At 73.0% G+C, this 13,978-nt stretch carries 7 protein-coding genes; 6 read left to right on the top strand and 1 reads right to left on the bottom strand.

Annotation, left to right across the window (positions count from 1 at the left end; all coding sequences use genetic code 11):
- Positions 1 to 55 precede the first annotated feature (55 nt).
- Positions 56 to 1,228: a serine hydrolase domain-containing protein gene (locus tag Q5694_RS25910; RefSeq protein WP_333935767.1), complete on the bottom strand. Its 1,173-nt coding sequence runs from the start codon at positions 1,226 to 1,228 to the stop codon at positions 56 to 58.
- 750 nt (positions 1,229 to 1,978) lie between these two features.
- Between Q5694_RS25910 and Q5694_RS25905 the strand changes: the two genes are divergently transcribed.
- The 6 genes from Q5694_RS25905 to Q5694_RS25880 all read left to right on the top strand — a co-directional run bounded on the left by Q5694_RS25905 (position 1,979) and on the right by Q5694_RS25880 (position 13,973).
- The gene (locus Q5694_RS25905) at positions 1,979 to 2,218 is read left to right on the top strand and encodes an MbtH family protein (protein ID WP_333935766.1); all 240 of its coding nucleotides are present in this window, start codon (positions 1,979 to 1,981) and stop codon (positions 2,216 to 2,218) included.
- Between the two features lie 67 nt (positions 2,219 to 2,285).
- The gene (locus Q5694_RS25900; RefSeq protein WP_333935765.1) at positions 2,286 to 2,999 is read left to right on the top strand and encodes an LmbU family transcriptional regulator; all 714 of its coding nucleotides are present in this window, start codon (positions 2,286 to 2,288) and stop codon (positions 2,997 to 2,999) included.
- 72 nt (positions 3,000 to 3,071) lie between these two features.
- Positions 3,072 to 4,655: an amino acid adenylation domain-containing protein gene (locus Q5694_RS25895; protein WP_333935764.1), complete on the top strand. Its 1,584-nt coding sequence runs from the start codon at positions 3,072 to 3,074 to the stop codon at positions 4,653 to 4,655.
- 33 nt (positions 4,656 to 4,688) lie between these two features.
- Positions 4,689 to 4,922 carry a phosphopantetheine-binding protein gene (locus tag Q5694_RS25890; RefSeq protein WP_333935763.1) on the top strand — a complete coding sequence of 78 codons (234 nt, stop codon included), beginning with the start codon at positions 4,689 to 4,691 and terminating at the stop codon, positions 4,920 to 4,922.
- Positions 4,923 to 4,962: 40 nt separating this feature from the next.
- Positions 4,963 to 6,147, top strand: a complete 1,185-nt coding sequence (locus Q5694_RS25885; protein WP_333935762.1) for an NAD(P)/FAD-dependent oxidoreductase — start codon at positions 4,963 to 4,965, stop codon at positions 6,145 to 6,147.
- A gap of 41 nt (positions 6,148 to 6,188) precedes the next feature.
- On the top strand, positions 6,189 to 13,973 hold the full coding sequence (locus tag Q5694_RS25880) for an amino acid adenylation domain-containing protein (protein WP_333935761.1): 7,785 nt from the start codon (positions 6,189 to 6,191) through the stop codon (positions 13,971 to 13,973).
- Positions 13,974 to 13,978 lie beyond the last annotated feature (5 nt).

Below are 13,978 nucleotides of genomic sequence, written 5' to 3'. Positions count from 1 at the left end.
GCCCTCCTGGGGGACAGGCGTGTCGTTCACACGTGGTGGGGGAGGTGTCACGGCGTCAGCCGGACGTGGTGCCGCAGAACTCGGCGTTCAGGGTGGGCAGGAGCTGGGAGACCTCCCAGTCGCCGTTGTAGTTGAACGTCAACTGGTGGCGCCCGTCCTCGGTGGTGGCGACGAACGTGAGGGAGCCGACCGTGCCGCCGTCGTGGTACCAGAGCGTCTCGCCGCAGCTCATCTCCAGCCGTTCGATGCCGAGTCCGTAGGACGAGATCGGCAGATCGGGGTTGACGACGGTCGTCTTCAGTTCCGCGAGCTGCCGCGGCGCGAGCACCTTGCCCCGCATCAGCGCGCGGAAGAAGCGGTTCAGGTCGGCGGCGCTGGAGATGACGTCCCCGTCGCCCCACACCTGGGAGCCGTGGAACTCGGTGACGTCGTCGATCCGGTCCGGCAGTGTGTCGAAGAACAGCTTGGAATAGCCGCGTCCGCTCGGCCGGGGCAGGCCGGTGCTCGCGCCGGGGTGGGAGGTCGCCTTCAGCCCCAGTGGCTCGATGATGCGCCGGCGCACCTCGTTCTCGTAGGAGGTGCCTGCGACCTTCTCGACGATCAGCGCGGCCAGGAGGTCGTTGGTGTGGGAGAAGGCGTGCCGGGCTCCGGGCGTGAACTGCGGCGGGTGGGCCAGTGCCACCTGCAGGCGCTGCCCGGCCGTCAGGGGCTCGTAGCGGTGCTTCAGGAAACCCTCGCCCAGGACGTACTTCCGGTAGTAGGCCGGCTCGGCCAGGTAGTCGAACAGACCGCTGGTGTGGTTCAGGAGCCGGCGCACGGTGACGGTGCGCCCGTCGTTGCCGTTGCCCGTGACCACGCCCGGCAGATGGCGTTCGACGGTGTCGTCCAGCGACAGCTTCTTCTCCGCCGCCATCTGCAGCAGGACCGTCGCCACGAAGGTGTTGGTGATGCTGCCGACGCGGAACCGGTCGTGGGTGCCGCGCGCCGCGCCCGTGCGCAGGTCGCCCACGCCCACCGCCGTCCGCCAGACCCCGTCGGCGTCCCGGGCCTCGGCCGTGACGCCGGGGACCCCTGCCTCGACGGCCGCCACGATGGCCTGCCGGGTCTCCTCGTGTCCGGCGGCCGGGGCTCTCGTGTCCTGGGCCGCCCGGGCCGTGCCCGTCGTGGCCGTGATCAGGACGGCCGCCAGACCGGCCAGGAGGGCTCTCGGCCTCGTCCGTGTCCTCATGTTTCCCACTCCCCGTCGTGTGCGTGGTGCGTCGTTGACTGACGTCGTACGGGTCCGGTCCGCAGGCGCCACCGCGGGCCGCCCGTACCGGGCTCCGCCGGACGTGGCTCCGGTGGCTCGCCCCGCGCCGCGCGGCTGTCGGGCCGGAGCGGCTCCACCGCCGTGACGGACCGGGGGTGCGTACGGCGCAGCGGTGGGCGGACGGCTCCGTTCCTGCGGGACCGGACCGGCACGGCGGGGCAGGCGGTCGTGCTCCTGGTGCCGGCGCGGCATCCCCGCGCCGGCCGTCCCGTGCACCGTGTGAAGGGCTCACCGGTGCGACGGCGGCGGCCGCGACTCCCGAGGCGGGAACCGCGCACCGCCGCTCGGACCGGGGCGGACCGTGCGCCCGGACCGGCCCGCAGCCGCGTGGTCCTGTCCCCGAGCCCCCCGGCGACCGCGCTTCCTCCGGCCGCAGGCCCGGGCCGCCCGTGCGGGCGACAGGGCGGAATGCTGGCACACGGCCCGGGGCGAAGTACAGGCGATCGGGCGGCGGGGGACCCGGTCGCGGCGGCCGATCGCCGACCGGCCTGTCCGCCCTTGAAGCGCCGTCGGCCGAGTCCCTACGGTGACGTGGCAACGCCGAGGCCGCCCCGATGCCCGGTGTCCCGTCGACCGGACAACGCGTGTCCCGTCGACCGGACACGCCGGCGCGGCCCCACCCGGTGCCGTCCCGCACCGGCCCGGCGACATCCCGACCCCAGTCACACCATGACGATCAAGGACGGTGCCCAGGTGAGCACGAACCCCTTCGACGACGACAACGGACGCTTCCTCGTCGTGGTCAACGACGAGGAGCAGCACTCCCTGTGGCCGGCGTTCGCCGAGGTGCCCGCCGGCTGGCGGGTGGTCTTCGGCGAGGCGGCCAGGTCCGAGTGCCTGGAGTACGTCGAGCAGAACTGGACCGACCTGCGCCCCAAGAGCCTGCGCGAGGCCATGGCGGCCGACTGAGCGCCCCGCCGCCCGCACGTTCCAGGCAAGCACTCTGAGTAGGGAGAACAAGGTGGTGAGGAGCGCTGTGAAACCCGCGAGCGCGGGGCCCGCGGCGGGCCGTGGTGAGTCCGCGCAGCGCGATGTGGTGCTGCCCTTCGTGGGGTCCCAGGCCACGGTGCGCACGACGGGGATGATTCTCCCGGAGAACCTGCCCGAGCGGTCCTGGGAGCGGATCGGCAGCAATCTGCGCGAGCTGGTGAACTCCTCGGCGTGGTGGCTCGCCGACTGGCTGATCTACGGGGAGACCACCTACGGCTGGCGGCGGTACAAGGAGGCCATCGAACGGACCGGGCTGGACTACCAGACCCTGCGCAACTACGCCTGGGTGGCCCGCCGCTTCGAGCACCACCGCAGGCGCGACGGCCTCAGCTTCGCCCACCACGCCGAGGTGACGCGCCTGTCGCCGCCGGAGCAGGACTACTGGCTGCGCAAGGCCGAACAGAACAAGTGGTCGCGCAACGAGCTGCGCCGGGCGGTCCGCGCCGGCCTCGCCGTGCAGAACGGCGCCGCCGAGGACCGCGAGAGCGGCCCCGACGAACAGCGGGAGGTGCCGCGGCTGGCCGGGGCGGCGGCCGGCAAGCGCCGCCAGAAGGTCACCACGCTCACCATCGAGCTGCCCGCGGACCGGCTCGAGCACTACGCGAAAGCGGCTGCCGCGCACGGCCTGCCCGTCGACAAGTGGGTGGCCCGGATGCTCGAGAGCGCCGACCTTCCGGCCGCCGAACGGCGCACCGCCTAGCGAGCCACCGGCCGGGGCCCCTCCGGGCCGGCGGCCCGTCCCACCGGACACCTTTCACATCGGAGCCAGTTGATGATCCTTCAGGGAAAGCGGGTCGCCCTGCCCCGCGTGCCCGTCGTCCACCGGCAGTTCGAGGCACACGCGGCCGCCACCCCCGACGCCGTCGCCGTCGTCCACGCCGGCCGGCAGCTGACGTACGCGCAGCTGGACGCGCAGGCGAACCGCTTCGCGCACTTCCTCGCCGCCCGCGGACACGGCCGCGGCGCCAAGGTCGGCGTCTGTCTCGACTACTCGCCCGACATGCTCGTCGCCATCCTCGGCACGCTCAAGGCGGGCGCCGCCTACGTGCCGTTCGACCCGGCCTATCCGGCGGCCCGCCTGCAGCTGCTGCTGGGCCAGGTCCCCGGCCTCGCCCTGATCGTCACCTCCCCGGCGACCGCGGCGATGGTCGAGTCCGCGGACGTGGCCGGCGTCGACCTCGAACAGCTCGCCGGTCACCTGGCGGACCTGCCGGCCACCGCGCCCGGCACCGACGTCACCGGCGACGACCTGTGCTACGCCGTCTTCACCTCCGGCTCCACCGGGACACCGAAGCTGACCGCTGTGCGGCACGAGGGCTGGTTCAACCTGATGAACTGGCTCAAGCTGGAGTACGGCCTGCACAACGGGTCGCACAACCTCGTCGTCAGCGCCTTCGGTTTCGACCTGTCCCAGCGCGCCCTCATGACCCCGCTGTTCTGCGGGGCCACCCAGTACCTGCCGGCCAGCCGCAACTTCGACGCCCTCATGGCCTACCGCCTGCTGAGCGAGCACGACATCCGCGTGGTGCACTGCGCCTCCAGCACGCTGTACGTGCTGGTGGACTGGGAGAAGGCCCGCGGCGGCGACGCCCTGGCCCGGCTGGACTACGTCCTGTTCGGCGGCGAGGCGCTCAAGGCCGAACGGCTCACCGACTGGGCGCGGCGCGAGGGCACCACCTGCACCCTGCTGCACCAGTACGGCGTCGCCGAGTGCACGGACGTGGCGACCTCCTACGACCTGGCCGGCCACCGCCCCGGCCGGCAGGACGTCCCGCCGGTCGGCCGGCCCGCCTACAACACCGACATCCACCTCGTGGACGACGACCTGCGCCACGTCGCGCCGGGGGAGCAGGGCGAGATCTGCATCGCCGGCGCCGGAGTCGGCGCGGGCTACCTCAACGCCGGCCCCGAGAACGCCCGGTTCACCACCGTCGAGGCCGGCGGAGAACAGGTGCGGGTCTACCGCACCGGCGACCGCGGCCACGTCACCGACACCGGCGACCTCGTCGTCCTGGGCCGGATCGACGCCCAGGTCAAGGTGCGCGGCATGCGCATCGACCCCACCGACGTCGAACGCGCCCTCGCCCGCCTGGAGGGCGTGCGCGAGGCCGCCGTCGCGGTCACCGGCACCGGCACCGGCGACGCCGAACTGACCGCTTTCCTGGTCCCGGCCGGTGACGGCCTCGACACCGACGACGTGCGCGCCCGTCTGCTGCGCACCCTGCCGCGGAACATGGTCCCCGCCCGTTTCCTGACCATCGCGCGGCTCCCCTTGAGCCCGCACGGAAAGGTCGACCGCGCGGCCCTGGCCGACAGCTGCCGCCGAACCCGTGCGGGCAGTGCCCCCGCGGCCTAGCCGCGACCGCGACGACGAACCGAGAGGACAGCGATGACTGCCGAGCGCGTGCGCGCCATCTGGTGCGAGGAGCTGCAGCGCGACGACATCCGCGCCGACGACGACTTCTTCGCCCTGGGCGGCAACTCCGTGGTCCTGGTGCGGATCCAGGGCGCCTACGTCGAGGAACTGGGTGCCGAGGTGCCGATGGACCAGATGTTCCTCCACCCGACGGTGGCGTCCATCTCCGCCTACATCGAATCCCAGGCCGCGGCCACCGCGCCGTAGCCGCCCCGTGTCGGAAAACCACTGGCCAGAGAGGCGCGCCATGTACGACGTCATTGTCATCGGGGCCCGTTGTGCGGGATCGCCGACCGCCATGCTGTTCGCGCGACAGGGCTACCGCGTCCTGCTGCTGGAGAAAGCGCGCTTCCCGCAGGACACGCTCTCCTCGCACTACCTGCACATGCAGGGCGTGGCCCTGCTGGAGCGGTGGGGGCTGCTCGACCGCGTCCGCGACTCGGGCGCCCAGCCGATCACCCACCAGATCTACCAGGGCCCCGACGTGCGCATCGAGGGCTTCTCCCTGCCGATCGACGGCCTGACGACCACGTACGCGCCGCGGCGCTACGTGCTGGACCCGATCCTCGCCGAGGGAGCCGTCGCCTCCGGCGTGGACTTCCGCCAGGGCTGCGCGGTCAAGGACCTGCTGTGGGAGAACGACCGGGTGGCCGGGGTGCGCTACACCACGCCCGGCGGCACCGAGACGACCGAGCGGGCCCGCCTCGTCGTCGGCGCCGACGGCATGCGCTCACTGGTGGCCCGCAAGGCCGGCGCCGAGAACGTCATCGAGCACCCGCGCATGACCACCACCTACTACAGCTACTGGTCGAACGTCCCGGCCGACTTCGAGCTGTACGAGCGGCCGGGCCGCTGGATCGGCGTGCTGCCCACCAACGACGACCTGACCCTGCTCATGGCCTACTTCCCACAGGCCGACTACCACCAGGTCCGCAGAAACGCCGAACCCGCCTACCTCGACGCCTTCCGCACCACCGCCCCCGAGCTGTACGAGCGGATGCAGTCGGGCAGGCGCGAGGAACAGCTGTACGGCACCGGCCACCAGGAGAACTACTTCCGCAAGGCCTGGGGACCGGGCTGGGTCCTGGTCGGCGACGCGGTGAACCACAAGGACTCCATCACCGCCCGCGGCATCACCGAAGCCTTCGTGCAGGCGCAGTCCCTCACCGCTCTCGTCGGCGACCGGCTGCACGACGACGCGGGGCTCGCCTCGGCGCTCAGACGCTACGAGAACGAACTGGGCAACGAGGCCCTCAACCACTACCAGGGCGCGCTGAACGTCGCCGAGCTCAAACCCGAGGGACGCACGGAGATGCTCCGCAAGCTGGTCGGGCACCAGGAGCACATCGACCGGTACTTCTCCACCCTGTCCGGGGCCATCTCCATCGACGACTTCTACAACGACGAACTCCTGACCCTCCTCGACAGCTGAGCGACGACCCCGCTTCCTGGTTCGCCGATTTTGGAGACACAATGATCCCGTTGTCGTTCGCGCAGCGCCGGCTGTGGTTCGTGGACCGGTTCGAAGGCCCCTCGCCGACCTACAACGGCGCCTTCGCCCTGCGGCTGACCGGTGAGCTGGACGTGGACGCCCTCACCGCGGCACTCCAGGACGTCGTCGACCGGCACGAGGTCCTGCGCACGGTGATCGTCGAGGGCGACGACGGCGTCCCCCACCAGCGGGTGCTGCCCACCGGCGACAGGCCGTTCGTCCTGCCCGTCCTGGACGCCACCGGCGAGCAGCTGACCGCGGCCGTCGAACAGGCGGCCACGCAGACCTTCGACCTGGCCGCCGACGTGCCCCTGCGCGCCCGCCTGCTGCGCAGCGCGCCGCACGAGCACACCCTCGTCGTCGTCGCCCACCACATCGCCGTGGACGGGGAGTCCTTCGGGCCGCTGTTCGGCGACCTCACCACCGCCTACGCGGCCCGCAGGCAGGGCCGAGCCCCCGCGTGGGAACCGCTGCCGGTGCAGTACGCGGACTACACGCTGTGGCAGCTGGACCTGCTGGGCGAGGAGACCGACCCGGACAGCCTCGCGGCCCGCCAGCTGGACTACTGGCGCCGGACGCTCGCCGACCTGCCGCAGCCGCTGCCCCTGCCCACCGACCGGCCCCGCCCGAGGGTGATGAGCCCCGACGGCGACCGGATCCCCTTCCGTCTCGACGCGAGTCTGCTGGAAGACGTCGAGAAGCTGGCCGCCGAGCTGGACACCACGGTGTCGATGGTGATGCACGCGGCGCTCGCGGTGCTGTTGCAGCACCTCGGCTGCGGGGACGACGTGCCCATCGGCGCGCCCATCACCGACCGCACCGACGAGGACCTGCGCGACCTGGTCGGGTTCTTCGTGAACACCTGGGTGCTGCGCGTCGACCTGACCGGCCGGCCCACCTTCCGCGACCTGCTGCACCGGGTGCGGGAGCGGTCCCTGGCCGCCTACGACAGCCAGGACATGCCCTTCGAGCGGCTGGTGGAGGTGCTCAACCCCCACCGCTCCACCGCCTACAACCCGTTCTTCCAGGTCATGCTCTCCTGGCAGCCGCCCGTGCCGCCGCTGCACCTGCCCGGCCTGGGCGTGCACGTCGAGCGGCTGGAGACCGGCACCGCCAAGTTCGACCTCTTCTTCGACCTGCTGCCCGACAGCACCGGCGGGGCGAACTGCCGGCTGGAGTACGCCACCGCCCTGTTCGACGAGGACACCGCCCGCGGCATCGCCGAGCGGTTCGTGCGCGTCCTGGACCGGCTCGTGGCCGGCCCCGACCGCGCCGTCGCCACCGTCGACGTCCTCGACGCCGCCGAACGCGACCAGTGGCTCACCCGGTCCGCCGGCCCCACGGCCCACCTGCCCGAGACGACGATCCACGAACTGTTCCAGCAGCAGGCCGCCGCCACCCCGCACGCTCCGGCACTGGTGTGCGCGGACCGGACCCTGACCTACCGGGAACTGGACCGGCGGGCCGACGCCGTCGCCTGGGAGCTGATCCGGCGCGGAGCCGGCCCCGAGGACCTGGTGCTCCTCGCCCTGCCGCGCACCGAGGACCTCGTCGCCGGCCTGCTCGGCATCCTCAAGTCCGGCGCCGGCTACGTGCCGATGGACCCGCAGTACCTCGCCGGACGGGCACGGACCGTGCTGTCCCAGGCCCGCCCCCGCTTCGCGGTCACCGACACCGCCACCTGGCGGGAGCTGCCGCCGTCCGGCCTCACCCCCGTCAACGTCGACGACCGCGCCGCCTGGCAGACGCCCGCCGGGACGCCGCGCGACGCCGACCGCACCGCACCGCTGGGCCCGGACAACCTCGCGTACGTGATGTACACCTCCGGCTCCACCGGCACGCCCAAGGGCGCGGCGATCACCCATCGCAACGTCGTCAACGGCCTGCGCGAGCTGGTGCGCGTCCTGGACACCCCGCCCGGCTGGCGGATGCCGGCCGGCACCTCGGTCAACTTCGACGTCTCCGTGTTCGAGCTGCTGACCACCCTGACCACCGGCGGCACGGCCGAACTGCTGCCCAACGCCCTCGCCCTCGGCGAACGCGACAATGTCGACGGCCACATCCTCAGCGGCGTGCCCTCGGTGCTCGGCGAACTCGCCGGCCACCTGGACAAGGCGCCCGACGTGCGCACCGTCGTCCTCGCCGGCGACGTGCTTCCCGCCCGGCTGGTGAAGCAGCTCCGCGACGCCCTGCCCGGCGCTCGCATCGTCAACTCCTACGGGCAGAGCGAGACTTTCTACGCCACCACCTGCTCCCTGGCTCCCGGGCAGGAGTGGACCGACGGTGACGTCGCGCCCATCGGCACCCCGCTGGGCAACATGCGCGCCTACGTCCTCGGCCCGGGCCTGGCCCCCGTGCCGCAGGGGGTGGTCGGCGAGCTGTACGTGGCCGGGGCCTGTGTGGGCCGCGGGTACCACGGACGGCCGGGCCTGACGGCCGAACGCTACGTGCCCAGCCCCTTCGGCCCGGCCGGCGGGCGGATGTACCGCACCGGCGACCTGGCCCGCTGGAACGCCCACGGCCGGCTGGAGTGCGTCGGACGCGGCGACGGCCAGGTGAAGGTGCGCGGCTTCCGCATCGAGACGGCCGAGGTCGAGGCGGTCATCACCACCCACCCCGGCATCAGCGAGGCCGTGGTGATCGGCCGTGAACTGCCCTCCGGTGGCAAGCAGCTCGTGGCGTACGTGGTGCACACCGGTGAGGGAGCCGTCGGCGACGACGGCTCCGGCGGCATCGGCGACGTCGACGTGCAGGCCGGGGCCTCCGCCGCCGAGCTGCGCAAGTTCACCGCGGCCCGGCTGCCCGACTACATGGTGCCCTCGTCGTTCGTGGCCCTGGGCGCCCTGCCGCTGGGACCGACCGGCAAGCTGGACCGCTCGGCCCTGCCCGAGCCGGAGTTCCTCGGCGAGACCTACCGCGAACCCCGCACCGCCACCGAGAAGATCATCGCCGCCGCCTACGCGGACGTCCTCGGCGTGGACCGGGTCGGCGCCGACGACGACTTCTTCGCCGTCGGCGGGGACAGCCTGCGCTCCATCCAGGTGGTGGCCCGCGCCCGCGCCCAGGGCCTGGAGCTGACCACCCGGGAGATCTTCGAGTGCCGTACGGCGGCCCGGCTGGCCGAGGTGGCCGCCGACCGCCGCGACCGCACACCCGTGCTCGCCGAGCTCGACGGCGGCGGCATCGGCCCGGTGCCGCTGCAGCCGGTGGCCCGCCAGGTGTTCCAGCACGGCGGCGGCACCGACCGGTTCGCCATGTCGATGGTGCTGGAACTGCCCGAAGGCATCGACGCCGACGGCCTCGCCGCCACGCTGGACGCCGTCATCGACCGGCACGACCTGCTGCGCTCCCGTCTGGTGCGCGGCGATGAGCCCCACCTCGTGGTGGCCGAGCCGGGCACCGTCCGCGCCGCGGACCTGCTCCGCCGGGTCGACTGCGACGGACGCTGGCGGGAACCGGCCGCGCTCGAGGCGGCCCGAGGAGAACTGGACCGGGCCGTCGGGCGACTGGCCCCCGAGGCCGGCACCGTGGCCGACTTCGTCTGGTTCGCCCCCGCCGGCGGCCGGGGCCGGCTGCTGGTGGTCCTGCACCACCTGGTGGTCGACGGCGTCTCCTGGCGCATCCTCATGTCCGACCTGGCCGAGGCCTGGCAGCACATCCGCTCCGGCAGGGCGCCCGAGCTGCCGGCCGTCGGCACGTCGGCCCGGCGCTGGGCGTCGGCCCTGGAGGACGAGGCGTACTCCGCGCATCGGGAGGCGGAACTGACCCACTGGCAGAACGTCCTGGAGCAGTCCGACCCGCCGCTGGGCACGCGGCCCTTCGACCCGGCGGTGGACGTGTGGTCCACGGTCGACACCGTGCGCGTGGAGCTGCCCGCCGACGTCACCGAGGCGGTACTGAGCACCCTGCCCACGGCGTTCCGCGGCACCGGCACCGACGTGCTGCTCGCCGCGCTCGCCCTGGCGGTGCACCGCTGGCGCGGTGCGGACGTCTCCACCCTGGTCCGCCTGGAGGGCCACGGCCGCGAGGAGGACGCCGTCCCCGGCGCCGACCTCTCCCGCACCGTCGGCTGGTTCACCAGCATGTACCCCGCCCGCGTCGACGTGCGGGACGTGGACCTGGCCGAGGTGCTGGCGGGCGGCGCCGCCGCCGGCCGGGCCGTCAAGCTGGTCAAGGAGCAACTGCGCGCGGTCCCCGGCAAGGGCATCGGATACGGGATGCTGCGCTGGCTGAACGAGGCGACCGGCGAACAACTCGCCGACTGCCCGGCGCCGCAGATCGGCTTCAACTACCTCGGCCGGATCTCCGACTCGGACGTGCCCGAGCACCTGCGCGCCGAGGGATGGGGCCCGGCCGACTGGTCCGCGGAGCTGATCGCCCTGCCCGACCCCGACCTGCCCGCGCTGTCCCCGCTGGAGGTCAACTCGGTCGCCACCGACACCCCCGACGGCCCCCGGCTGCAGGCGGCCTTCATGTTCCCCACCGGCGTCCTGACCCGGGAACGCACCACGCAGCTGGCGGAGTTGTGGACCGAGGTGCTGCGGGGCATGGCCGCGCACGCCGCACGTCCCGGCATCGGAGGGCTCACCCCCGCCGACGCGCCGCTCGTGCCGGTTCGCCAGCACGAGATCGAAGCGTGGGAGGAGCGCTACGGCCGGCTCACCGACATCTGGCCGCAGGCCCCGGGACAGTCCGGCATCCAGTTCCAGGCCGCTCTCGCCGAGGGCTCCTTCGACGTCTACCACATGCAGTTCGCGCTGCACCTGTCCGGGCACGTCGACCCCGAGCGCATGCGGGCCGCCGGGCAGGCGCTGCTGCGGCGCCACCCCAACCTGCGCGCCGCGTTCCTCACCACCGACGAGGGCGAGCCGGTGCAGGTCGTGCCGGACCACGTCGACCTGCCGTGGCGGCACCTGGACCTGACCGGAGCGAGCGAGGCCGAGCAGGAGGCGGCACTCGACCGGGCCCTGGCCGAGGACCGGGCCGACCAGCTCGACCCGGCCCGCCCGCCGCTGATCCGGCTGGCGCTGCTGACCTGCGGACCGCAGCGGGCCAAGCTGATCGTCACCGCACACCACACCCTGTTCGACGGCTGGTCCTCGCCCATGGTGATCACCGACCTGATCCGGCTGTACTCCGGCACGCGGGAGCTGACACCGGTCCGCGACTACGGCGACTACCTGGCCTGGCTGGCCGCCCAGGACCGGACGCGCTCCCAGGAGCGGTGGAAGCAGGAGCTGGACGGCTTCGACCAGCCCACCCTCGTCGCCCCGGACGCCGCCCTGAAGGGCACGGCGTCCGCCCTGGGCCGCGTCGAGGTACCGCTGTCCATCGACGAGGGACGCGAACTCGCCCGCCGGGCCGCCGGGCTCGGCGTCACCCTGAACACCCTGCTGCAGGGGGCGTGGGCGATCCTGCTGTCACAACTGACCGGGCAGCACGACGTGGTCTTCGGCGCCGCCGTGAACGGCCGCCCCGCCGACCTGGCCGGCTCCGACGAGATGGTCGGCCTGTTCATCAACACCCTGCCCACTCGCGTGGTCTGCGACCCCGCCCGGACCATGGGTGAGGTCATCACCGACCTGCAGGACCGCCAGACCGCCCTGCTCGACCACCACCACCACCCGCTGGCCGACATCCAGCGCAGCGTCGCACTGCCCGCCCTGTTCGACACGCTGATCGTGTTCGAGAACTATCCGATCGACCGCGAGGGCATGGTCGAGGCCAACACCTCGGCCGGCTTCACCATCGACGGCATCCGCCCCTTCGCCGGGTCCCACTACCCGCTCACCCTCAATTCCTCCGACCCCTACCTGCGGTTGTCCCTCGACTACCAGAACAACCTCTACGACCGAGCGGCCGCCGAGGAGATCGCCGCCCGGCTCGTGCGGGTCCTCGACCGGCTCCTGGCCGACCCGGCCACCCGCCTGGGCGAGCTGGACGTCCTGGGCGAGACGGAGCGGGACTGGCTGCTGCACCGGGTCAACGCCACCGCCGAGCCGTCCCTGGAGGAGGGCGGCCTGGTCCAGGCCGTGCAGCGGCAGGCGGAGGCCGCCGGGCACGCCCTGGCCGTCGCCGCCGAGGACACCTGCCTCACCTACGCCGAACTGGAGGAGCGCGCCAACCGGCTTGCGCACTGGCTGATCGAACGCGACGTGCGGCCCGAGTCGCTGGTGGCCGTGCGGCTGCCGCGCTCCGCGCAGCTCGTCGTCGCGCTGCTGGCGGTACAGAAGACCGGCGCCACCTACGTCCCGATCGACCCCGACCACCCGCGCTCGCGGATCGAGCACATCCTCGAGGACGCCCGCCCCGCACTGGTGCTCGACACCGACACCCTCGCCGCCGCCGACTGCTCGAACCACCCGGCCACCGCGCCCGCCGTGGCCGTCCACCCGGACAACGCCGCCTACGTCATCTACACCTCCGGCTCCACGGGCAAGCCCAAGGGCGTGTCGGTCACCCACCGGGGGCTGGCCAACTTCCTGGCCACCATGCGGCGGCGCACCCCGCTGACCGGCTCCGACCGGCTGCTCGCCGTGACGACCGTCTCCTTCGACATCGCCGGGCTGGAGCTGTACCTGCCGCTGACCTGCGGGGCGGCGGTGGTGCTCGCGGGCAAGGACACCGTCTCCCGCCCGTCGGCCGTACGGGAGGTGATGCGCCGTCACCGGGTCACCGTCGTCCAGGCGACCCCGGCGTTCTGGCAGATCCTGCTGATGGAGGAACCCGACGGCGCCACCGGCCTGCGCATCCTCGTCGGCGGCGAGGCACTGCCACCGCAGCTCGCCCGGGCCCTCGCCGCCCAGGCCGCAGAGGTGACCAACGTCTACGGCCCGACCGAGACGACGATCTGGTCCACCGCCGCCCCCGTCGACGCGGACGCCGGCACCCCCTCCATCGGCACACCCATCGGCAACACCCGGGTGTACGTGCTCGACGCGCACCTGCGGCCCGCACCGCGCGGGGTGCAGGGCGAGCTGTACATCGCCGGCGACGGCCTGGCCCGCGGCTACCAGGGCCGGCCCGACCTCACCGCCGGACGGTTCGTCGCCTGCCCCTTCGGTGCTCCGGGCACACGGATGTACCGCACCGGCGACCTGGTGCGCTGGCGCGAGGACGACCGGCTGGAGTACATCGGGCGCACCGACTTCCAGGTCAAGATCCGCGGCTTCCGCATCGAACTGGGCGAGATCGAGCACGTTCTGGCCGAGCACCCCGCTGTGGCCCAGGCGGTCGCCCTGGCCCGCGAGGACCGCCCCGGCGACCAGCGGCTGGTCGCCTACGTGGTGCCGGCCGGCAAGGCCGACCCGGCCGGGCTCGACCTCGCGCCCCTGGCGGAACTGCTGCGCCGGCGCCTGCCCGAGTACATGGTGCCGGCGGCGATCGTGCCGCTCGCGGCGTTCCCGACCAATCCCAGCGGAAAACTCGACCGCCGCGCGCTGCCCGCCCCCGACCAGGGCCGCGCCGAGCCGGGCCGCGGCCCGCGCAACGCCACCGAGGAAGCCCTGTGCGGCCTGTTCGCCGACCTGCTCGGCAGGCAGGACATCGGCATCGACGACGACTTCTTCGGCAACGGCGGACACTCGCTGCTGGCCACGAGGCTCAGCGGGCGCATCCGCAACCGGTTCGGCGTCGACTCCAAGGTCACGATGGTGTTCCGCAATCCCACGGTCGCCCAACTGGCGGCGCGTATCGAGGAACTGACCGCGGACGAGTCCCGGCCGCGCAAGAAGAACCGCCCCCAGCTGCGCCAGATGAGCGTGTAGGAGTT

It is taken from the genome of Streptomyces sp. AHA2, assembly GCF_036857595.1.
Taxonomy (GTDB): Bacteria; Actinomycetota; Actinomycetes; order Streptomycetales; family Streptomycetaceae; genus Streptomyces.
This window is presented reverse-complemented; position numbering and strand designations above follow the sequence as displayed.

Bases quoted from the DNA above. Each gene is read 5' to 3' on its own strand.
- Q5694_RS25910 (WP_333935767.1), bottom strand. From the start codon at position 1,228: ATGAGGACACGGACGAGGCCGAGAGCCCTCCTGGCCGGTCTGGCGGCC.
- Q5694_RS25880 (WP_333935761.1), top strand. From the start codon at position 6,189: ATGATCCCGTTGTCGTTCGCGCAGCGCCGGCTGTGGTTCGTGGACCGG.
- Q5694_RS25890 (WP_333935763.1), top strand. From the start codon at position 4,689: ATGACTGCCGAGCGCGTGCGCGCCATCTGGTGCGAGGAGCTGCAGCGC.
- Q5694_RS25885 (WP_333935762.1), top strand. From the start codon at position 4,963: ATGTACGACGTCATTGTCATCGGGGCCCGTTGTGCGGGATCGCCGACC.
- Q5694_RS25905 (WP_333935766.1), top strand. From the start codon at position 1,979: ATGACGATCAAGGACGGTGCCCAGGTGAGCACGAACCCCTTCGACGAC.
- Q5694_RS25895 (WP_333935764.1), top strand. From the start codon at position 3,072: ATGATCCTTCAGGGAAAGCGGGTCGCCCTGCCCCGCGTGCCCGTCGTC.